15 protein-coding genes are annotated in these 21,973 nt (G+C 38.1%); 4 read left to right on the top strand and 11 right to left on the bottom strand.

The window, feature by feature from the left end:
• On the bottom strand, positions 1-272 hold a 272-nt coding region (locus BM141_RS14275), incomplete at its 3' end, for a hypothetical protein (RefSeq protein WP_091546438.1).
• Between the two features lie 251 nt (positions 273-523).
• Between BM141_RS14275 and BM141_RS14280 the strand changes: the two genes are divergently transcribed.
• Both BM141_RS14280 and BM141_RS14285 read left to right on the top strand, forming a co-directional pair.
• A complete protein-coding gene (locus BM141_RS14280) occupies positions 524-5,482 on the top strand; it encodes a PAS domain S-box protein (RefSeq protein WP_091546952.1) in 4,959 nt (1,652 codons plus the stop codon).
• Between the two features lie 112 nt (positions 5,483-5,594).
• Entirely contained in the window at positions 5,595-7,781 is a 2,187-nt protein-coding gene (locus tag BM141_RS14285; RefSeq protein ID WP_177217395.1) for a cation:proton antiporter domain-containing protein, read from the top strand.
• On the opposite strand, the gene BM141_RS14290 is transcribed toward BM141_RS14285, so the two are convergent.
• Together BM141_RS14290 and BM141_RS14295 are read right to left on the bottom strand one after the other, a co-directional pair.
• Positions 7,756-9,024: an McrC family protein gene (locus BM141_RS14290; protein ID WP_091546957.1), complete on the bottom strand. Its 1,269-nt coding sequence runs from the start codon at positions 9,022-9,024 to the stop codon at positions 7,756-7,758. The genes BM141_RS14285 and BM141_RS14290 overlap by 26 nt on opposite strands.
• 6 nt (positions 9,025-9,030) lie before the next feature.
• Entirely contained in the window at positions 9,031-10,488 is a 1,458-nt protein-coding gene (locus BM141_RS14295; RefSeq protein WP_091546960.1) for a hypothetical protein, read from the bottom strand.
• A gap of 180 nt (positions 10,489-10,668) precedes the next feature.
• Between BM141_RS14295 and BM141_RS14300 the strand changes: the two genes are divergently transcribed.
• Positions 10,669-11,688, top strand: coding sequence for a zinc-binding alcohol dehydrogenase family protein (locus BM141_RS14300; protein ID WP_091546963.1), 1,020 nt, complete (start codon positions 10,669-10,671; stop codon positions 11,686-11,688).
• A 313-nt stretch (positions 11,689-12,001) separates the two neighbouring features.
• On the opposite strand, the gene BM141_RS14305 is transcribed toward BM141_RS14300, so the two are convergent.
• From BM141_RS14305 to BM141_RS14340, 8 genes are all read right to left on the bottom strand, one after another.
• Entirely contained in the window at positions 12,002-12,523 is a 522-nt protein-coding gene (locus tag BM141_RS14305) for a protein kinase family protein (protein WP_091546966.1), read from the bottom strand.
• A 79-nt stretch (positions 12,524-12,602) separates the two neighbouring features.
• Positions 12,603-13,610, bottom strand: coding sequence for a sugar phosphate nucleotidyltransferase (locus tag BM141_RS14310; protein ID WP_091546967.1), 1,008 nt, complete (start codon positions 13,608-13,610; stop codon positions 12,603-12,605).
• Between the two features lie 268 nt (positions 13,611-13,878).
• A complete protein-coding gene (locus BM141_RS14315) occupies positions 13,879-14,496 on the bottom strand; it encodes a hypothetical protein (protein WP_091546969.1) in 618 nt (205 codons plus the stop codon).
• A gap of 96 nt (positions 14,497-14,592) precedes the next feature.
• Positions 14,593-15,450, bottom strand: a complete 858-nt coding sequence (locus BM141_RS14320) for a tetratricopeptide repeat protein (protein WP_091546970.1) — start codon at positions 15,448-15,450, stop codon at positions 14,593-14,595.
• Between the two features lie 43 nt (positions 15,451-15,493).
• Positions 15,494-16,231, bottom strand: a complete 738-nt coding sequence (locus tag BM141_RS14325) for a DUF6090 family protein (protein ID WP_091546971.1) — start codon at positions 16,229-16,231, stop codon at positions 15,494-15,496.
• Between the two features lie 51 nt (positions 16,232-16,282).
• Entirely contained in the window at positions 16,283-17,530 is a 1,248-nt protein-coding gene (locus tag BM141_RS14330) for an HD domain-containing protein (protein WP_091546972.1), read from the bottom strand.
• Positions 17,531-17,605: 75 nt separating this feature from the next.
• A complete protein-coding gene (locus BM141_RS14335; RefSeq protein ID WP_091547933.1) occupies positions 17,606-18,586 on the bottom strand; it encodes an NAD(P)H-quinone oxidoreductase in 981 nt (326 codons plus the stop codon).
• A gap of 25 nt (positions 18,587-18,611) precedes the next feature.
• The gene (locus BM141_RS14340; protein WP_091546973.1) at positions 18,612-20,696 is read right to left on the bottom strand and encodes a sialate O-acetylesterase; all 2,085 of its coding nucleotides are present in this window, start codon (positions 20,694-20,696) and stop codon (positions 18,612-18,614) included.
• Between the two features lie 179 nt (positions 20,697-20,875).
• Between BM141_RS14340 and BM141_RS14345 the strand changes: the two genes are divergently transcribed.
• The gene (locus BM141_RS14345) at positions 20,876-21,925 is read left to right on the top strand and encodes a ferredoxin--NADP reductase (RefSeq protein ID WP_091547935.1); all 1,050 of its coding nucleotides are present in this window, start codon (positions 20,876-20,878) and stop codon (positions 21,923-21,925) included.
• Positions 21,926-21,973 lie beyond the last annotated feature (48 nt).

The raw sequence follows: 21,973 nt of genomic DNA on the forward strand, positions 1-21,973 counted from the left end.
CTACGTTCCAAAAGTTTAGGAAATAATGCTAAGTAGTTCTTCTTGACTATTTTATACCAAGCCTTCTCAGAATCGCAAACCATTTGACCGACAAGATTTAGACAAATCACTTCACTATCCGAAAAAGTTGGTTTAGGTCCCGAACGTTCAACTAACTGACCGACTTCTTTGTAAATTTCATCTATAATGAAAAAAGTAAGGGTCAGAAAATCTGATAAATTTAACTCTTTTATATTATCTTTGAATACTGAATCAATTGCGATTTGGTGCATAGGTTATCTCTTTTTATGGTTGCACCTTAGAGATAACCTTTTTTACTGAAAATTCCAAACTAGCACAATCGGTTAAGTCAATAATAGTGATTCAAGAGCAAATTTAAGTATATATTCCAAATAAATAGCATTACTTTGACGTAAGTATATTCGATAGCGTTGCAATCAGAGGAAAAATTTAATATGTTTTAAACTTTTATAAATCCATAAAAAAATTATTACCTTAGCAGAATGTAGTAAAAATCGCCTTCATGTCGGAAGTTGTAGAAAAAACAAAAGAAGAAATCTTAAAAGAAATAGCACGCTTAGAGGAGCAACTACACCAGTTAGAGTTGGCAATGCCTACTCCTGTTTTTTCTTTGCCTCAAAAAAAAGCAAAGCTAAACTATACGACTAATGATGGACTGAGTACGACTGAATTGATTTGCTTGCACGACCTCTCAGGGAAAATCATTAGGGTCAATGAGGAAGTCGAGGATATATTTGAAGTATATACTAAAGACGGGGCAACTCATAATATTAAGAATTTTCTTGCCCCAGAAGTAAGGCATCTTTTCCAAGAATATATCCAAAATGTGCTTATAGAACGGGCTACCGAAGGGAAATTGAAACTCATTGATAAGCAAGGGCGAGTTCGCCTTTTCAAATATCATGCTTTCTTAGAGGACAAAGACCAGCAAAACCCCTATATCCGTTGCCATGCTTGGGAGCTAATCTCTAAAGTAAATGCACAGTTCAGTGAAAGCAATGAGTTCTACAAAAGTTTGTATGAGCATAATATCTCTTCCATTTTTTTACTCAATCCTGATGGCATGGTATTAGATGCCAACGAAACCGCTCTACAACGCTTTGGCTTAAGCAAAGAAGATGTCATAGACACAGATTTTTATAACATACTCGCAGATACGGAGATAGATATTGAGATAGAAAAATTAGAAGATATTTTCCAAGAAGTCTGGTTTGGTCGCAATGTAAAAATGCAGGTCAACGGGAAAGACTTAAAAGGCAATGCTTTTACTTTGGAAATGACTTTTAAAAAAGGAAAATTTTACAAAAAAGATATTATCATTTGCTTTGGCGATGACATCACTAAGGAACAGGACAACGAGCAAGAGATTATAGCTAAGTTCAATGAGTTGCGTATCATCAAGGAAACTATGCGGTATATTTCTGGGCAGTATCGCATCAATGATGTGTTGATGATGACTTTGGAGAAGCTCTATGAGTTGGACTATATCAACTCTGCGGGTATTTACCAAATGGGACGCAATCACCTCCAAGCACGTCTAAGATTTCATCTAAACATAGAAGGAGCAATCTTGGAGCATTTATTGGAGATTAACGTAGAGGACTATCTCATACTTTTTTCAGAAAAACAATCGCTGGAGTTGTCGCCTTATACAGTTTGTCCAGAGCAGACGCAATCGCTGATTTTTATTCCTATTGCAGTAGAAAATCGGGTAAACTATGTTCTTTTGTTCAAATTAGCCGATAAGAACAAGGAAAGTACAAGCCTGCTACTCAACCTCTTAGGTATAGAACTGAGTAGTTACCTGACCCAGACCCAACTCAATAACAAGTTAGTACAAAGTGAAAATCGCTTTAGGGTGATTGCTGATAACTCGCCTTCCCTGCTCCGAATGACCGACATCAGAAATGAGTTTACTTTTTTTAGCCAGCCTTGGTTTACTTTTACAGGAAAGAGTAGCGAGCGACAGTTGAGAGAAAACTGGCTGGAGTTAGTACATGAGGAAGATATCGAGTCCTTGAAAAATCAACTTAAAGCTGATTTTGCCGCAAGAGAAAGTTTTGAGCTTAGCTATCGCTTGCGTAGGGCAGATGGTAGCTACCGTTGGATGCAAGAGAATGGTACGCCTTACTACGACCAAGAAGGAGAATTTAAGGGCTACGTTTGCTCCGCAGTGGATATTACCGAACGCAGGCAAAAGGAAAAAGAAAGAAGTCAAGAAGATGCAATTAGGTACTCCAAAGAAAGACTACAAAAAGGGCTGAGCCAAGCCAATATTTTCGCAATTTCTGTGGAAAAAGACGGTATCATTTCTTTCTGCAATGAGTTTTTCTTGAAAAAAACAGGCTGGAGCGAACAAGAAATTATAGGCAGGTATCTATTTGATATTTTTGAGCCAGACTTAGAAGAAAGCAGTACACAACTTTCGCAGGTAGATGGTTTCCTAAATACTTTTGAAGGGAAATTACAGACCGCAAAAGAGCATAGGCTTCAAATCCGCTTCAATACCATAGTGCTGAATGATAAAACAGGGAATATTGCCTCTGTAACCATTGTAGGGGAGGATATTTCCGAGAAAATCCGTTTCCAAGAGGCTCTCAAAGAAAGCAATATGCGCCTCCAAGACTTATTTGACAATGCCAATGACCTCATTCAAGTTACAGGAGCTAATGGCAAGATTTTATTCGCTAATAAGGCATGGAAACAAACTTTGGGCTATACAGATGAGGAATTGGAAAACCTAAAAATCATGGACATTCTCCATCCTGATTATGCCGTAGAAACCTATAAGACTTTTGGAAAGGTCAAGAAAACAGCACAAGTAACCAACGCACGTACAGCTTTGGTAGCAAAAAATGGGAAAAGAATAGATTTGGCAGGGAATTTTAGCTATGATGAAAAGGACAATGAGTTTAGAGCGTATCTATACGACATTACTGAAAAGGTACGCGCAGAAAAAGCCCAAAAACTGTATTATGACATTGCCACACTTACGCTCAATAGTACTAACTTAGAAAATCTTTATGAAGGCTTTTATAATACTTTGAAGCGTGTCATAGAGGTAGATAGTTTTTTGATTGCGCTCAAAGACAGATATGACGACCGCAAGATTTATTTTCCTTATTATGTCAATTCACAATTTGCTCCCAAAGAAGGCATACAAGGAGTAAACTTTGCCAAGTATGCAGTAGAAAAATTTGAAAGACCTATTTTTTTGTACGAAGAGGTAATCAAACAAATTATCTTAAAGAAAAAAATCATGCCTGATACAGTCATACCAAAAGTCTGGCTGGGCGTTCCGCTTAAATTGGGAGAAAAAATTATTGGTATGATAGTCTTGCAGTCTTTCAAAGATTACAAATTATACACTAAGAAAGATTTGGAGTTGCTTTCTTTTATCTCTGGACAGTTGGCTATAGCTATCAAACGCAGCCAGAACCAAGAAGAAATCAGTCATCAAGCCGCAAGGCTCAAAGCTGTATTTGACAGTGGGTCACACCTCATGTGGACGGTCAATCGCCAAATGATTATTACTCGCTTCAATCAAAAGGCTTCCTCTGCCAATAACATCTTGGGGAGAAATAGCATCGTCCCAGACGAACTAATAGGAGTCAATGACCAAAAAGACCAAACTACACAAGGGGAGTTCCTTTATTTTTGGCTGAACAAATACAGAAAAACTTTTGAAGGCAAACAACAACACTTTGAAAGCAAAATCATTGATGAAAAAGGCAATGAAATCTGGTATGAGATATTTCTCAATCCTGTAAAAATACCAGGTGTAGAGGTATTGGAAGAAATCTCGGGGGTAGCACACAATATCACCACGAAGAAAAAATACGAATTGGCTTTGGCAGAGGCAAAAGAAATAGCAGAAAAGTCATTAGAAGTAAAAAAACGCTTCCTCTCCAATATGAGCCACGAGATTCGTACTCCTATGAATGGTATTATTGGCATGATAGAACTGCTGGCAGACTCACACCTGGACGAGGAGCAGCAAAGTTGGATTTCGACCATGCGTAAGTCTTCTGAAACCTTGCTCAATATTTTGAATGATATTTTAGACTTATCTAAGATAGAAGCAGGAAAAATGGAACTCCGAAAAACGCCACTTTCTTTGCAAGCTATCATAGACAAGCTTTTTGCCCTCTTTGCCCAAAGAGCCTTGTCCAAAGATATTACTATGTCGTATCGCTTTGATAGCCAAGTGCCTATATTTGTTCATGCAGATGAAACTCGCTTGCTACAAATTCTTTCTAACTTAACTTCTAATGGCTTAAAGTTTACAGAACACGGCGAAATTAACCTTAGGTTTTCTCATGTATGGCAAAAGGAAAAATGGCACAAAATCAAGGTAGAAGTCCAAGACACAGGTATCGGGATTCCTGAAGAGAAACTCAACGTACTTTTCAAAGCCTTTAGCCAAGCTGACAATTCTTACACCAAATCTTATGGTGGTACAGGTTTAGGTTTAGTCATTTCACAAGAACTTTGTAAGCTAATGAACGGAGAAATTGGAGTATTCTCCGAAGTAGGCAAAGGCAGTACATTTTGGTTTACTTTTGAGGCAGAGGAATGTAAGGAGGAGGATGTACCCAAAGAGGAAATCATCATCAACAAGGAAGGAAGTGTCATTGAGAGAATCAATAGTTCTATCAAACTTTTGGTAGTAGATGACAATGCCGTAAACCTCAAAGTAGCCAAAAGTATCTTGCAAAAAGCAGGCTGTAAAGTAGAAACAGCCCAAAGTGGGCAATCTGCCATCAACTTAGTGCAGCAAAACAGCTATGACTTGATTTTTATGGATATACAAATGCCTGTGATGAATGGAGTAATGACTACGGAACGCATCAAAACCTTAGGACTTCCTTATGTACCGCCTATTATTGCAATGACTGCTTTTTCTATGCAAGAGGAAAGACAAAGTTTTTTAGAGGCGGGCATGGACGATTATGTTTCTAAACCCATTAAGGCTCAAATACTTATCAATAAGGTCAAAGAATGGATAGTAAAACTTGGACTACCATCTAAGATAGAGGAAACGCTTGTAGAGGAGAATACACCCAATATCAAAGAAAAGCAAGACAGCGAAAGCAAAGCCGAGCTATATACTCAAAAGCTCATTGTCAATAAAAGTGTAGCAGACCAACTCAAAAAGTATGGTGATGAGGAGATGGTAGCCGCTACTTATCAGGAATTTGAGGAAGAAACCACTCAAATTATTAATGGCTTGACAGAGGCGATTCAAATGCAAGATTTCAAAGAAGCTATGGGGTATGCCCATACTATCAAAGGAAGTGCAGGTACACTGGGCATAGAACGGCTCTCTATTCATGCCGCCAAAATGGAAAAAGAATTTAGAGAGAACATTCAAGAGAATGCTATTAAAGACTTGCAAATTACTATTGCTCTTTTCGAGGAGTTTAAAGATAATTATAAGCAGATATTAGGGTTAGACTAAACTACACAAAAAAAGTTTTTGAAAAAGTTTATACTAAATGCTTTTCTTTATTTTTATATCCAAATTTGTCTTTTGGCTATTAAGTAACCTACATACTAACCTTTTAAAATCAATGAATAAAAATCTAATTTTATACACTATTGCGGTTTCTCTATTTTTAGGTGTGATTTGGATAGTTATTCAACAAGGGCAGTTATTAGAGGTTGATAAAATAAGCCAAATAATTGAAAATAAAGACAGCATAGCTGACAGTAAGAGTAGCTTTAGTAATATATTTCATGATTTAAGCCAAAATTTTCATCACCCCCTTGCCTTACTTATCTTACAAATTATCTCTATTATTGTGGTTGCTCGCCTGTTTGCCATAGCGATTAGCAAAATCAAACAACCTACCGTCATAGGAGAAATCATAGCAGGTATTGTTTTAGGAAAATCTTTTTTAGGACTGTTCTTACCAGAAGTATCTAATTTCCTATTTCCTGCTCAGTCCCTACCAGCCTTGCAGTTTTTAAGCCAGATAGGTTTGATTCTCTTTATGTTTATTATAGGGATAGAGTTAGATGTCAATGTATTGCGTCAGAAAGTCCAAGAGGCAGTGGTGATTAGTCATGCAAGCATTGTGATTCCTTTTGCTTTGGGCGTCATCTTGTCTTATTTTATTTATAGCACCTACGCTCCTAATGATGTCAAGTTTATATCATTTAGTCTATTCATGGGTATTGCCATGAGTATTACTGCTTTTCCTGTGCTTGCGCGCATTATCCAAGAGCGTGGACTTACCAAATCCAAACTTGGAGCGATAGTGATTACCTGCGCTGCAGCTGATGACATCACTGCTTGGTGTCTTTTGGCAGTAGTAATTGCTATTGTAAAGGCTGGAACTATCTATACCGCCTTGCTTACTGTAGTCCTTTCAGTAGTGTATGTGGTGTTTATGCTTTATGTGGTAAGACCTCTACTACTCAACGTAAGTAGGGTATATGCCTCAAAAGAAGCTCTCAACAAAAATGTGGTTGCTTTTATCTTCATCGTTTTGTTAGCATCAGCTTATATCACAGAAATTATAGGTATTCACGCACTCTTTGGGGCTTTTTTAGCAGGAGCAGTTATCCCTAACGATATTCGCTTCAAGGAAATCTTAACAGAAAAAATAGAAGATGTGAGTTTAGTCCTGCTTCTCCCTTTATTTTTTGTTTTTACAGGTTTAAGAACAGAAATAGGATTATTAAAAGATGCTTCCTTATTGCTTACTTGTATAATTGTTATTATTACTGCCATAGTAGGCAAGTTAGCAGGTGCGGCGGTGATTGCTAAATTGGTGGGAATGTCGTGGAAAGATAGCTTAACAATAGGTATATTTATGAATACCAGAGGCTTAATGGAATTGGTCATTTTGAATATCGGCTATGACTTAGGCGTACTTAGTCCAGAGATTTTTTCTATGATGGTATTGATGGCGTTAGTAACGACTTTTATGACAGGGCCCTGTTTGAATTTACTAAACTATGTTGCAGATAAGTATAGCCATAAAACAAAAAGTAAAGAATTTAAAAATACTTTCCAAATTATTATCTCTTTCGGACCTCCACAGATGGGTAGTAAGTTATTAGAATTGGTTTCTCAGTTTACCTATAAAATCAGTAAGCAGGTCAATATCACTGCTTTGCACCTTACGCCAAGTACCCAACTGAGCCAAATAGATGCCCTGACTTTTGAAAGAGAGGCTTTTGAGCCTGTGAAAGAAACTGCTGAGCAGATGGGCTTGCACATAGAAACCAAGTACAAGGTAAGCGAAGACGTAGGGCGTGAGGTAGCTAACACGGCTAATAAAGGAGGCTACGATATGCTCATCGTGGGAAGTGCCAAATCCCTTTTTTCTAAAGACAAATTAGGTGGAACAGTTCGCAATATTCTCTATTATGCAGAGTGCCCTGTGGCAGTTTTTATTGAGAGGGGTTTTCAAACTGCCAATAAAATTGTACTTTTTTTAGATAATGAACATGATATTCCGCTTTTAAATTTGACTAAAAAATTCTTAGATAATGTTACTTTTTTGGTCAGAATAGTCTATCATGGAGATTTATACAAAGAAGTTGCTAAGTTTCTGACCGACCCAGAGATTCCTCCACAATCAGTATCTATCATTCACAAGGAGAATTTTCATGTTGGCGTATTTGAGGAAACAGACTTGGTGATTATGAGTTTGACCTATTGGCAACACATAGATGAGGAGGAGGTAAATTGGATAGAACAGATGTCTTCGGTGCTGATAGTCAAAGAATATCAAGTAAATTTGTAAGATTGTTTTCCTGCCATTTCCAAGAGAAAATGGTTAATTTTTTTGTTTGGTTCTCCTCGAGAAATAGTATTTTATGTTCTTGAAAGTCTGAATTTTGTGGATAGATTAAGACAAGGTTTTCGCAATCATACTTTTGCCCATACACATAAATTTGATACATGTCCTGCTCGTCTATGCCCATGTTCCTCTTTTTTTCATCAATAATCTTCCATTTAATATCTATGAGCATTACTACTTTTTCATTCTTGTCTTTAATAAGTATATCAGGCTGTAAACCAAACTGTTGAATGGGAAAAACAATCAAATACTTACTTTTTTCTTGGCTGATGACTTGGTAGTTTTCCTGGAAAATGACATTGATTTGTTGGCTGATATATCTCTCAAATACCTGTTGCATAGGAAAAAGTAGGGCAAGTCCAAAATAATCCCCTGCCCAATTTGTCCACGCACTTTCTTGTAAAAAAAGCTGAATCCAAAGGAAAATTTTTTCATAAGATTTTGAATGATAAGACCTTATGTCTTTCTCCATTGCGATTAAGTCGGCAAGTGGAGTCTTGGACAGACTGATTTGCTCAAAAGCTATCAGCAAATTGTTGATTGGGGGTTGGAGTGACGGTCGCCTGCTGAGTTGATGTAAGACTGTTTTAATCAGACGATTAGGAATAGTATCCGCCACAAATGCCTGAAATTGTGTATAAAACAAGTGTGGCTGAGTGAGTTTTTGCTTGATGTCTTGGCTGACAATGACCTTGCCGCTCAGGTAAGGCTGGGCTTCTTCTTTGAGTATATAGTCATGTTGCAAGCCTTGTTGTAATAGCTTTTCTACTTCTTTTAAAAACTGATGAATAAAAATTTCTAATAAAAATGATTGATTATCTATTTGTAAATGAGATTCTTGTAAAGTAATAAAGGGCAAATTAGGTAAAGTTTTTAACATATTAATCAGCATTTTTTTACTCTCCACACTGCTGGCATAGGGATAGATTTTAGGGAGAATCTCTATTTGCGTATCGTCTGCTAACTCGATAACTCCTACGAAGTTTTTTACTTTCATCAATTCCTTTCCTTGCTGATACTGGAGGCTAATTACCTGATTTACTTTTCTTTCTTGATATTCTAAGGCTAAAGTTTTGAGCAGATGAAAAGTCGATAAGGGTAAAAAAATTTCCTCAAAGCTATTTTCCTCAGTCGAGTTGTCATCTTGGGGATAGATAGTTCCATATTCGCAAATCGTATAGTGCATAAGTCATCATTTATAGCTTATTGGCGAGGAGTAAATAGGAATAGCCTTATATTTTCTTTGCTCAAACACAGCAAGCATTTCTCTTAATTTTTTCTTTTTCAATAACTTAATTACATCTTTATAAGCAAAATAAACCAACGGCTCGTCTATTCCTTTTTCGTTTTCTGAAAAGGGAAATATTATGGCGATTGATTTGCTCTCGTAGGTTTTTTGTTTACCCTCGGAGTCAAATGTGATTTCTTCTACTAAATGAAGTTTATATAACATTTGGATAGGTATGGTAGGGGGTTCCAAAATAGAATCTGAGCCTGATGATGCCGCATAGGGAAAAAAAAAGTTGTCTTCAAATTCAGCAATAGATAATTTTTTTGTTAAGGAATCATTATCAAAAATAGAGATTTGCTTTTTTTCCACTGCTTCTTTTAGAATCTCGACCAATTCATTTCCTTCTGAGTAAAATGCTTCATTCTGCTTATCTTTTAGGTTTATATCACTGATTATGCGTTTCTTAAAGCGTTTACTTGTCTTGTTGGTAAGTCGGGTAGTGGGCAAAGCAGGTTGTAAGTTACTGATAAAAAGTTTTTGCTTGATAGCTTCTGCATAAGGAAGCAAGAGGTTTGTGGCAGTAGGCATAAGTAGGTTTTTGATGCTTTCATACGGAAAACGAGCAATAAAATGACAACCACGAGCGTCCTCATAATATACGTCTAAATCAGTGATTTGATAAGCATTTTGTTTTTCTTTTTTTTCTAACGGGCGAACGAGCCACTGATAGCTAAATGATTCTTTTTCTATACTTCTTGCCAAGCGATTAGTTTTTAGTGAGATATTGATAGGCTGCCCATCAGTAGAAAAAGCGGTGATTTTGTCATCAAATGCAGAATTGAGTAAGGTTTTGGCTATGTGATAGGCTGAGCCGTCATCTATATCTAAGTGCAAGACTTCTCGCAGATGATTTTGCTGATACCAAAGTGCTGATTTACTATTTTTTAGTATTTTTTCTACATCTTTGACCTTGAAATTGGCGATAAAAATGCTATCTTCTTCCCTTGGTACATAAAGCGCAAGGTATTCTATCTGCTGTCCTTGCGATTCATAAACAGCAAATAAGGAAAGCTCATAGGCAAGCCACTGCTGAGTCGTTGTTTCCAATATTCCTGTATCATTTTCAAAGGTAATAAGTCCACCTTGGGGCAGAGGTCTGGTCATATTTCTCTTAAAACCTTGTTCATCAAGGATTTGTAAGGGTTGGTTTGCTTGTGGGAGCTGGTAGGGAAGGAGTTTTTTTGCTTTGACAGCCTTCAAAAGCAAGTCAGGGAGGGATTTGTTTTTTTCAAAATAAACAGGATTCTGCTTCTTACTTACCCAATGGATACGCCAAGCAGAGGGCTGAGCAAAGTTGATAGTACTCGCACATACTAAAACACACAAAAAGAAAGATTGGATAGGAATTATTGTTCGCATAAGTTACAGGGAATAGATACAATACAAAGTTATGAATAAATCAGGGAGTATTATGCAAAATTATTTGCTACTTTGCAAAGGTGATACTTTAATAGAAAATGGGTTCTGTTAGCCTTTTGACCCACAAAAACAAGAAGGGCAGATTTTATTTGATAAGACCATGATACTTTTTGAAAGATAATGAAAGCAATAGTTTTAGAAACTCCACAGCAGTTTAAAAAGATAGAGAAACCCTATCCTCACGCTCCTGCACCTCAGGAAGTTTTGTTAAAGGTCAGGCGATTGGGTATTTGTGGGACAGACCTCCATGCCTATCGAGGCAATCAACCTTTTTTTACCTATCCAAGAATCTTAGGGCATGAAATTGCGGCGGAAGTAGTAGCATTAGGCGAAGGAGTAAAGCACTTAGAAGTGGGGGACATATGTGCCGTGATGCCGTATAGGAATAAAGAAGAAGACCAAGCGGTGCGGCGTGGAAAAACCAATTGTGGCAGTACACTGAGCGTTTTAGGAGTGCATGAAGACGGGGCTATGCAAGAGTTTATCTTATATCCTGCCAGCCAAGTTTTCCCTGCCAATGAACTCTCCCTTGACCAAATAGCAATGATTGAGCCGTTGGCGATAGGTAGCCATGCCGTAGAAAGGGCTGATATCCAAGCTGATGATATAGTTTTGGTGGTAGGAGCGGGACCTATCGGCATAGGAACCGTGGCGATGGCATTGCTCAAAGCCGCTAAGGTGATGGTCTTGGACGTAAATGCAAATCGCCTGGCGTACATTGCCCATAAGTTTCCTTCGGTAGAGTGTGTCCAACTTAGTGATTCAGTGGAGGAATCGCTCAGAGATTTGCTTAGTGGCGAGCTACCTACAGTAGTTTTGGACGCAACGGGCAACAAAGAATCCATGCAAAAATGTTTTGAATATGTAGCGGCAGGTGGGACTATTGTCTATATTGGGCTTTTTATTGGAGAAATTACTTTTCAAGACCCTCTTTTTCATAGGAAAGAAATTACCTTAAAAGCATCAAGAAATGCACTTGCCAGTGATTTTACTAAATTGATTCGCTTGCTAAAGGCAGGATTGGTCGATATTGAGGGGTATATCACGCACCGATTAGCCTTTGATACGCTCCATGAAACATTTACCAAACTCTATCTACCAGAGGAAAACGTCATCAAGGCGGTAGTCGAGTTTGAGTGAAATATGCCACCGCTTACATAGTTTTATTCAGAAAGTGTCAGAGAATCGCGACTTTTGAGTAAAGAAAATTTCAACACCACTTTTGATTGAGTATAAATTGCTTTACTGACTATTAATAGAACACAGATAATACTGATTCTACTGGTAAGATTTTTAAGTAATTCAAATTCATCAGTGAAAATCTATTTAATCTGTAAAATCTCAGACAATAGTCAGACAATTTTGCTTACTTACTTATTATTAGGTTGTAACAGTTAAGAGGTCTTTCATAGGAGTCCGATTTGGAGAAATCGGACATATCTGACTCAGAGATTCATCTTGCTAACACAAACTGCCTAAACTCCTCTAATTCTTTGATTTCCTGCTCGACAAATCGTTGGAATAGTCGCTCACCTACTTGGCTCTGAAGAGCAGAAATCCCTACATCTATGAGGCGAAAGCCCTGCGGTGTAAGCAAGATATTGTCATAGGGCAAACCTACTATATCAGAGGGGCGGCGCAAATCTCTATGCACAAAGCCAGCCCGATGTAGTGCTTTTAGCTCATCTTCTAATACCTCAAGCCAAAGTTCCCGTTTTTCGTATTCATAAGCCCGCAAATCCATAGGGTATAGCCGCTCCATGACTAACATTTCTGCTTCTTCATTTAGCACATCTAAACGAATAAAACGCACCACCAAGCCGTTAATTTGGTTAGCAAACTTCATTTTCTCTGCCTCTGAGCCTATGTCTGACCTTGTATCTCCTGTAAAGATTTTCCCTACTTCGCTTTCTGTCAAGGCTATTACTGTATTATTTGTTCCAGAGGAAAGAGTATGTGGGTAGCGTTTTTTCATAAATTTTAACAATCTATTGATAGCAAAAAACCTGCAAGGTACTCTGAAAACCTTGCAGGTCTAATAAAGAAGCAAAACTTTATTTAATCACGTTGTAATCGCCTACGCTCAAATCTGCCTGACTGCCATGATATTTGGCGTGATTGCCAATCATGGAATTGGTAATGTTAGCATTGTCAATGTGTGCGCTTTCCTGAACTATGGAGTTGCTGATGACTGTATTTTTGATTTTGGTATTGGCACTGATGCTGACATGAGGTCCTACCACAGAGTTGTGAATCTCTACATTTTCCCCAATATACACAGGCTCAATCAGTACAGAATTGACCACTTTGGCAGAATCAGCTACTAATTTTTCTTTTCTATCTTTGAGGTATTCTAAGTAACGTTGGTTGGTGAAAACGGTAGAGTCTTTGTTCCCGCAGTCGAGCCATTCGGAAATCTGCTCAGGAACAAACTTTACTCCCTTGCGTTTCATATTTTCCAAAGCATTGGTGAGTTGGAACTCGCCCTTGTCTTTGATGTTGTTATCCAAGAGATATTGCATTTCATCTCTGAGAAACGCTCCGTCTTTTACGTAGTAAATCCCAATGATTGCTAAGTCAGATACAAATTCGGTAGGTTTTTCTACAAAATTGGTAATGTAGCCGTCTTTGTCGAACTCTACTACGCCAAAGGAAGAAGGGTTATCTACTTTTTGCACCCAAATAGTCCCGTCTTTGCTTTTGTCTAAGGTAAAATCTGCTTTGAAAAGCGTATCGGCAAAGGCAATGACCAACTCGCCCTCCAAAGAAGGTTTGGCACAGAGCAAGGCATGGGCAGTGCCAAGCGGCTTGTCTTGGTAATAGATTTTTCCTTTTGCTCCTAAACTTTCTGCAATTTGGATAAGTCTTTTTTCTACTTCTGCCCCAAAATCACCAATGATAAAAGCGATTTCTTCCACAGGCTCGTTGCATACTGCAACGATGTCTTCCATGAGGCGATGAACGATTGCTTTCCCTGCGATAGGCACTAAGGGCTTGGGGATTGTGAGGGTATGAGGTCGCATACGTGTTCCTCTACCCGCCATAGGTACGATAATTTTCATATTTGAAGTTTATAGTTTCTGATTTTTGGTTTACAGTTTTGTATATTTTAGGACTTCAGTTTTGCAGACATTACACACAAGGTTCAAAACACGTACAAAAATAATTATCAATGTTAAAACATTTAAAATCAACTTTTCACATGATAACACGTGAAAAGCAAAAATCCTGAAAATAAAAGGATTTTCTACAATCCATAGCTTTTGAACAATATTAAGGATTTATTTGAAATCTTGGTAAAACTATGCAAGAATTTTATAAAAACAAATCTCAATTCCATTCTAAGCTGAGAGCATTGGCATAAGCCAAGCCCTTGTTTACATAAAGAGGGTCGTGGGTTTGGGGAAACCAAAAGGAAGGGTGAGGCTTGCCTGTGTTGTGGATATGGAAGGCGTTTTTAAAATCTCTTTTCTCAAGATATTTGCCATAGTTGATTTTGCACCAATGGATTCCATGCCGCAGGGAGTTTGCTCCTTTGAGTTCGTCAATACTGATTTTCAAAGAAATGCAGTTGTAGCCCATGATTTGCAAGGCACCCCAAGAGGTAGCTAAGAGTTTTAAAGTAGCTTCGTTGTAGGTCTGTAAGTCGGCTTTGGTAAGTCCAGAATAGCTGGCTAATTTTCCATTTTTTACCGCTTTTAGTTTTTCAAAAACATGAGGCTCGTAACGACTTGGAGGATTTTTCCTTGCCGAACATTCTAAAATGATAAGTGCCAAAAAATATTCAGAGGGCAGGTTTAGCTCTTGGCAAATCTGCTGTACCTGCGCCTCATAGTTTGCTTTTACTTTTTCTATCACTTCCCGATTAGCAGTTACTACACAAGAGCGACCGCCTATCCAAGCAAGCCATACCAAAGCGATAATGATGATGTATTTTCTAAAATCCAATATGATGCACTAATTTTATTTTTGAGTTGCATTTTATAAGTCATGCTAAAACGCTGTTGCATTGTGTTTTTACCTGCAACACAAAATTAGCATCACCTACTTTTGAACGTCTTTTAAAAACATATCTATTTTTTGCTTAATTTCTGTATCTATGGGCGAATTGGTCAGGTTTGCTTTGAACTTTTCCATTTTTTCTATTGCTTCTTTGGTCTTATTCAGGTTTACTAAACTCTGCCCCAAAAGTAAACAAGCATTGACATCTCTGGGATTGATAGCAATTAGTTTTTCAAACCTTTCTACAGCTTTATCGTACTGCCCTGACTGCATGGAAAGCAAGCCTAAGTTAAACAAAGCCAACTGATTATCAGGTTCTTTGTTCAGAACTTCACGAATTATTTGAATCCCTTGCATAGGGGTAGCCGTAATGGTGTAAGTAACGCCTAACTTTACTTTTACGTCTGAGTTGTCTGGCTCTTGGGCTAAGATTTTTTCGTAGTAATTGCGAGCCTTTTCTGCTGCTTGCTTAATTTTCTGCTCGCTCATCGCAAAGCTAAAAACTTCGTAGTAAGCATCGGCAGTAGCCAAAAAAGTACGCGTATTGGGAAATTGATTGGCTAAATTTTCTGCATAAAAAGCAAGACTATCCATCAGATTAGCAGGGCGATAAACGAGGCTAAGGCTATCGAAGTAAAGGCTTTTTTCCTGCTCTGTTTGTGCTTTGAAAAATTGCGGTCTTAGCCTGTCTAACAAGATACTCTGCTCCTGAGTAAGTTTATTGGAGTGCATTTCGCTTGTGGCATTTTGGGCAGTTTCTTCTTGGCTGTCTGTAGGTTTTTCGCTTTCGGTTTGTTCTACATTTTTATTTTTATTACTTACCACTGATTTGGGCAACATAAAAAGCCCTACAACAAGAAAAACCCCGATAGCAATAATGATATATTGAGATTTGAGCATGATTTTTATTTTTTCTGCAAAAGTAGAAAAATTTTACCAATTTTTAGTTAGGCAACTGCTTGATTCTTGTTTTAATCTCCTCGCACTTGGCGGTTGCTTCTCGGTAATATTTCAAGTTATTAGAGAGGTCAGAAATGAGTTGTTGAATCAAGTTAGCGAACTGATAGTTAAAAATCGGTTCTTTGTTGATAGCCCGAAACTCTATCATGTCGTAGTTTTGCACGATAAAAGGCTCTATATCTCGCCTCACTACTTCCAAAATTAAGTTTTCATTGATTCTAATTTGCTCGTATTGAAAGTCATAGAGAAAAATAAGACTGTTTTTTAATTTGATATTTTTAATCACGTTGATGTGTCCGCCTTGTTTGATAGATTCGTAGGTAGTTTTAGAAGGATAGAAAAAGATAACATTTTGAAAAGCTTGCTTTACTAAGCTGTCTATCATTTCCATTTGCTCGTAGTCATTGGTTTTGAGCAAACCTACCAGCATGACCATACTTTCAATTTTTAGGAGCGTAATGCTGTCGTTGCGTTGCAAGTTCTGAATGTCGTTGTCCAAGTCAGATTGCAAGCTTTGCATATACTCGTTGATGAGTTTTTTTTCTTTGTTGTCATCAGCCCAATTACTCAGGGCAAAACCCGCTGCTACCCCTATGAAAACTACTATTGTTTCTATGGCATAGACCAAAATATAAATTCTCCAACGCCGACTCATCTTAATCTTAGGTCGGGGAATCTGAATAGATTGCTTGAGAGAGCGTAAGCGACGAATGATTCTCATTATGAAAAGTAGTTTAACTTCTTGAGCTAATATCTAATCAAATTTCTTCTTTTATAAGATAATATTCTTGGGATAGCACAAGTAATATTTTTTCACCATTTTGGTCAAGGCTTTGATATTGGGCAAATCTGAGGCATGGGCAACATCTAATATTTGTCCATTTTTTTTCAAAATAAGTATTTTTTGCTCATCAGAAAAATAAGCGGAGTTAGTGATTACTCCATAAGATAGGAAGTAATCTATTTCATTTTCTTTCACTGCTCTATCCGATAACTTTAGCTGACTTTTTATCTGTTCGTAGGCTTGCTTTTTCAAGTCCAAAGGAATACGCTCGTTCTCTAATTTTACTCTGAACAATTTTCTATTAATGAGCATTTTACTGAGTTCTGAAAGTACCTTATCCTCATGTTCTGTCCATATCTTGATAGCTCCCCAAACGTCATAATCATCTAAGCGTACAAATGCTTTTAAAAAGGTTTTGTCATTTTTAAATAAAGATAAGTTCACCTCATTTTTTAAAAACAAAGAGAGGGCAGGCGAGGCAAATACCTCTGTGCCTATTTGGGCTAAAAAGCGCGCCCTGCGAATAGCTTGGGTAAGCATCTGCTCTGTACTAACAGTAGTTTTGTGCAAATATACCTGCCAATACATCAGGCGGCGTGTATTCAAAAAGTTTTCTATGCTGTAAATGCCTTTTTCCTCTACCACAATTTGGTCGTTCTTGATTTCCAACATTTTAATAATTCTATCTGCCCCTATCTTGCCTTCGGAAACCCCGGTAAAGAAGCTATCTCTTTGCAAGTAATCCATTCTATCCATGTCCAGTTGGCTAGCAACTAACTGATGAAAAAATTTTCTTTCGTATTGGTTATTGAATATGCGAATTGCTAAGTCCAATGCCCCCCCAAACTCTTGATTTAGAAATTCCATGATGAGTGCAGAAATCTCTTCGTGAGGCACATTGCTCAAAACTGTATTTTCCAAGGCATGAGAAAAAGGTCCATGCCCGATGTCATGCAACAAAATCGCTATCAGTGCGGCTTCGTATTCTGCTTCGGAGATTTCATGCGATTTAGAGCGAAGCGTATGAAGCGAAACAGACATCAAGTGCATCGCTCCAAGTGCATGATGAAAGCGAGTGTGGATAGCCCCCGGATAGACAAACTCTGTTAGCCCCAACTGCCTTATTCGTCTAAGCCTTTGGAAATAAGAATGATTGATAATATCAAAAATCAGTTCACTTTGGATAGTGATAAAGCCGTGTACGGGGTCGTTAATGATTTTTTTCTTATTGAGCATCAGAGCAAAGCATTGAACATTTTACTCTCAAATATGAGAAAATTTTAATCAACTATAGCTGCGCAATGTACTTTATTAGCGTATTTTCAGGACAATTTTTCCTGCATTTTGATTGGATTCCATATAGCGGTGTGCTTCTTGGACTTTTTCCCATTCAAAAATACTATCTATGATTGGTTTGAATTTCCCTGTGAGAAAATTGGCAGCAGCAAATTGCCAAAATTCTTGGGTTAGGCGTATTTGGTAATCTAAACTGCGAGAACGCAAGGTAGAACCTATGACCTGTAAGCGTTTCATCAGTATTTTAGCCAAATTCACCTGACTGACTTCTGAGCCGCCGAGCAGGGCTAATAAGACCAAGCGACCGTCCATACTTAAACTATTGATATTTTTTTGAAAATAAGATGCCGCTAAAAAATCTATGATAACGTTTACTCCTTGCCCGTGGGTGAGTTGAGCAATTTCCTGTTCAAAATCTTGATTTTTATAGTCTATGACGGCTTCTGCGCCTAACTCCAAACAAAGAGCATGTTTGGTAGTGGAAGCCGTTACGAATACCTCTGCCCCCATTTCCTTGGCAATTTGGATGGCGGCAGTGCCTACCCCGCTTGCTCCCGCATGAATCAAGAGAGTTTCTTGGGGCTGGAGTTTAGCTAACCAAATCAATGCCTGATAGGCTGTTAAAAAAACTTCGGGGATAGCGGCGGCTGTTTCAAAGGTCATATTTTCGGGGATTTCAATAGCCATGTCTTCGTGAATTTTGGCGTATTGGGCATATCCTCCACCGGGGACTAAGCCAAAAACTTTATCGCCTATTTTCCAACGACTTACTTCCACTCCTAAGGCGACTACCTCTCCTGAAATTTCTAAGCCTAAGACAGGACTTGCGCCTGTAGGAGGAGGATATTTTCCTTCCCTTTGCAAGAGGTCTGCACGATTCAAGGCAGTAGCATATACTTTTACTAAGACTTCATATTCTTGTAGTTGCGGAGTTTCCCAATTCCCTATTTTCAAGTTTTCTGCTGAACCAAATTTTTCTATTAAAACTGCTTTCATAAGATAAATAAAAAGAAGTTGATTATTACTCATCTTGGAAAGAGGAGGCACTGCTCGCTGGGGGAGGAGTACTTGTATTGCGTGAGTCAGTGCGAAAAGGCTGGGCAGGAAAGCCGTCCTTGTTAAATAGACTTACGTCAGGATTATCCGACCATGCGTAGCGGACATGAGCAGGATACTTGATGTTGTCATGGTAAACTATTACGGTGTTGTATCCTGTAATCTGTGCGTTCGCCCACTGGAACTTGCCAAACTCATCTGCAATAGCAAAACCTTCTAAGTACCCGTATTGATTTTTTGCTACTAAGCCATTCCCAGCCATTTTAAAAGTTAGTTTGAGTTTGTTCCCATCAACGGATACTGACTCCAACACGGGACCTGAATGGATGATGTTGCTGCGACCATAACACATTTTGAGGGCTTGGGCGGCTAACCTTCTGCCTACTTCATTTTTGCTTTTTGCCAAAGTATTATCCCCTTCACTCAAATCAATCATAACCGCCATTGCGGTATTTTTCGTTTTGCTCAAAGAGGCTTGCACCTCGCGCATCTCTGCCCAAGTACTTTCTGTGGGCTGTGGGTTCTTTTTGCCATGACGCTCCAATTGGGTGTAAAGGAAAGGAAGGTCATCAAGTATGCCTGCTTTCCTCCATTTCAATCTCCAATCTTGTACCAAAGACTGGAAAAGTTCTTGATAATTTCTTGCTTTGCCGATTCCTACATTGGCTTCGCCTTGCGACCAAATAATGCCTCGAATAGCAAATTTGTGTAGAGGAGCAATCATCGCATTGTAGAGCAAAGTAGGTTCGTTGCGCTCCCCGCGAAATACAGGGTAAGAAGGAATCTTTTTTGTATTGAGAAGTTGAAAGCCCACTTTAAATTTCCAATTCCCTGCTAATGAATATCTTATAGGGTCATCTTTGTCTGCACTTCTGATATAGACTTGGTCGGCTATTCCGCTAAATCCTCCTTCTCCTCCAAAGTGAATAGAGAAAACTACAATTTCATTTTCGCCGTCTTTTAGATACTCTTGGGGGATTTTATACAGCCGATTCGCCGTTTCGCTATAAGTTTGTCCTATTTTTTTTCCATTGATATAGGTGAAATCGTAATCATGGATAGGTCCTAAACTAAGCATTAAATCCTTCCCCTTGAAAAAGGGAGGGATAGTAAATTTCTTACGAAACCACACAGAACCACTGTAATCCGCCAATTCATGCCCTCTGGCAGACCAAACTCTTGGCTGGTACATCTCAGACCAATCTTTGGTATTCAAGTTGGGGGACTCCCAGCCTTCGCCTATTCCTTCTTTTAGCCCTTCGTCTAATACTTCTATGTATTCCAACCATTTTTTTTGATTCAACTCCTCAAATTCTTGTTTTTTTTCTGCCAAATAGTTGGGATTGTTTTGAATTACCTCTACTTTGTCTTTGAGGTCGGGAAAAGTTTTCAGTACATCAGCACTAAGCCAAGACTCGATGCGAGAACCATTAAAAGTAGCTTGTATCAAGCCAATAGGAACTTTAGTTTGATTAAAAATTTCTTTGGCAAAAAAATAACTAATAGCGGAAAAATGGGCAACAGTTTCTATATCGCAAGGCTGCCAGCTTGTTTCACTTTCAATATCTTCTAAGGGAAGGTGGCTATATTTCTTTTTTACTGAAAAGAGACGAATCAAGGGATACTCTGCCTTTAGCAATTCTTTGTAGCCATCTATTGTCCTATTCAGAGGGAAATCCATCGTATTTTGCCCACTACACAGCCAAATATCTCCATACATTACATTGCGAAAAGTAACCTTATTGTCCGCCGCAATTTCTAAGGTATAGGGACCGCTTGCTTGCATAGGTGGGAGTGTTACAAGCCAAGTACTATCTTCCAAAGCACGCGTACGATAGACCCTACCTGCAATCCTCACAGCAATTTTCTCTCCTTTGTTTGTTGCCCTCCCCCATATAACTACTTGTCTATCACGTTGTAAGACCATATTATCTCCAAAAATATGGGGCATAATGACATCAGCATAACTTGGACAAGCACCAATAATAAAAGAGGTAACAAAAAAGAAAGTCAATGTCTTAGAAAATATACTTAGTAAAATAGGTTTCATATTGCTATATGTACAGCGTTATAGATAAGATTTAAAATCCCTAAATTTAGTATTTTAGAATAGAATTGCAAAATATCTTACAAAAATACATGAAATACTATTTTAATTTGAAACATACCTCTTAAATTTGCGGTTTTTGCTTAAAAATCTCAATATTGACCATTCAATTATTAGATTCAATGAAAACGTATAGCCTCAAAATCAAAGAGATAACCCGAGAAACATCTGATACCATTACTATTCATTTTAAACAGCCCTTATTTTCTAAAATCAAATATAAATCTGGACAATTTCTGACTATCATCGTTCCCATAAACGGGAAGAATGAAAGACGAGCCTACTCGCTTAGTAGCGCACCCAATATAGACGAAAATCTTTCTATCACTATCAAAATGATAGAGAATGGCTTAGTTTCCAACTATGTAGATAAGCACTTCAAAGCAGGAGATAAAATGGAAGTGGTAGAGCCTATGGGACATTTCTGCTTAGAACCAGATAAAAACTTAGAACGCCACATTGTCCTATTTGCTGCGGGAAGTGGCATCACTCCGCTTATTTCTATGGCAAAGAGCGTTTTAGTATTCGAGCCTAAGAGTACTGTTTCTTTGATTTATGGAAATAGAAGTATGCAAAGTATTATCTTTAAGCAGACCATAGAGGAAATGCAGAAAAAATATGGCACAAGGTTCAATGTAGTTCATGTCCTTAGCCGAGCAGAGGAGGACTGGATAGGTTATAAGGGTAGGATAGATAAAACGCTTACTATCAATGTATTAAACTTACTTCCTAAGTTTGATAACGATAAAACAGAATACTTTTTGTGCGGTCCCGAGGGCATGATGACTGCCGTTACAGAAGCCCTTGTCTATCTACAAACACCTAAGGAGAAAATTCATCACGAAAGCTTTTTCAGTGCTTCTGTCAAAGAAGAAGCCAACAATGCTACCGATAATGTATCAAGAACAGTTACTATCATCTTGGACAATGAGGAATATCAAATTAGCGTAAAGCCTAATAAAACCATACTGGAAGCAGGATTAGATGCTGGCTTGGATATGCCCTACTCTTGCCAAAGCGGGCTTTGTACTGCTTGCAGGGGTAAGAAAAAATCTGGTGAAGTAAAAATGGACGAAGATGAAGGGCTTTCTGAAATGGAAATCAAAGAAGGCTATGTGCTTACATGCGTAGGGCATCCTATGAGCGAGGATGTAGTCATTGAGATTGGTTGATTAACAACAAGAAGCATCGTTTTTAGTAGAAAACTAACCGCTATGATT

This window comes from Thermoflexibacter ruber, assembly GCF_900113045.1.
GTDB classification, from domain to species: Bacteria; Bacteroidota; Bacteroidia; order Cytophagales; family Thermoflexibacteraceae; genus Thermoflexibacter; species Thermoflexibacter ruber.

Coding starts and splice junctions, on each gene's coding strand:
- BM141_RS14330 (WP_091546972.1), bottom strand. CDS start 17,530: ATGCTCAATAAGAAAAAAATCATTAACGACCCCGTACACGGCTTTATC.
- BM141_RS14345 (WP_091547935.1), top strand. CDS start 20,876: ATGAAAACGTATAGCCTCAAAATCAAAGAGATAACCCGAGAAACATCT.
- BM141_RS14310 (WP_091546967.1), bottom strand. CDS start 13,610: ATGAAAATTATCGTACCTATGGCGGGTAGAGGAACACGTATGCGACCT.
- BM141_RS14280 (WP_091546952.1), top strand. CDS start 524: ATGTCGGAAGTTGTAGAAAAAACAAAAGAAGAAATCTTAAAAGAAATA.
- BM141_RS14300 (WP_091546963.1), top strand. CDS start 10,669: ATGAAAGCAATAGTTTTAGAAACTCCACAGCAGTTTAAAAAGATAGAG.
- BM141_RS14290 (WP_091546957.1), bottom strand. CDS start 9,024: ATGCACTATACGATTTGCGAATATGGAACTATCTATCCCCAAGATGAC.
- BM141_RS14335 (WP_091547933.1), bottom strand. CDS start 18,586: ATGAAAGCAGTTTTAATAGAAAAATTTGGTTCAGCAGAAAACTTGAAA.
- BM141_RS14325 (WP_091546971.1), bottom strand. CDS start 16,231: ATGAGAATCATTCGTCGCTTACGCTCTCTCAAGCAATCTATTCAGATT.
- BM141_RS14285 (WP_177217395.1), top strand. CDS start 5,595: ATGAATAAAAATCTAATTTTATACACTATTGCGGTTTCTCTATTTTTA.
- BM141_RS14305 (WP_091546966.1), bottom strand. CDS start 12,523: ATGAAAAAACGCTACCCACATACTCTTTCCTCTGGAACAAATAATACA.
- BM141_RS14320 (WP_091546970.1), bottom strand. CDS start 15,450: ATGCTCAAATCTCAATATATCATTATTGCTATCGGGGTTTTTCTTGTT.
- BM141_RS14295 (WP_091546960.1), bottom strand. CDS start 10,488: ATGCGAACAATAATTCCTATCCAATCTTTCTTTTTGTGTGTTTTAGTA.
- BM141_RS14340 (WP_091546973.1), bottom strand. CDS start 20,696: ATGAAACCTATTTTACTAAGTATATTTTCTAAGACATTGACTTTCTTT.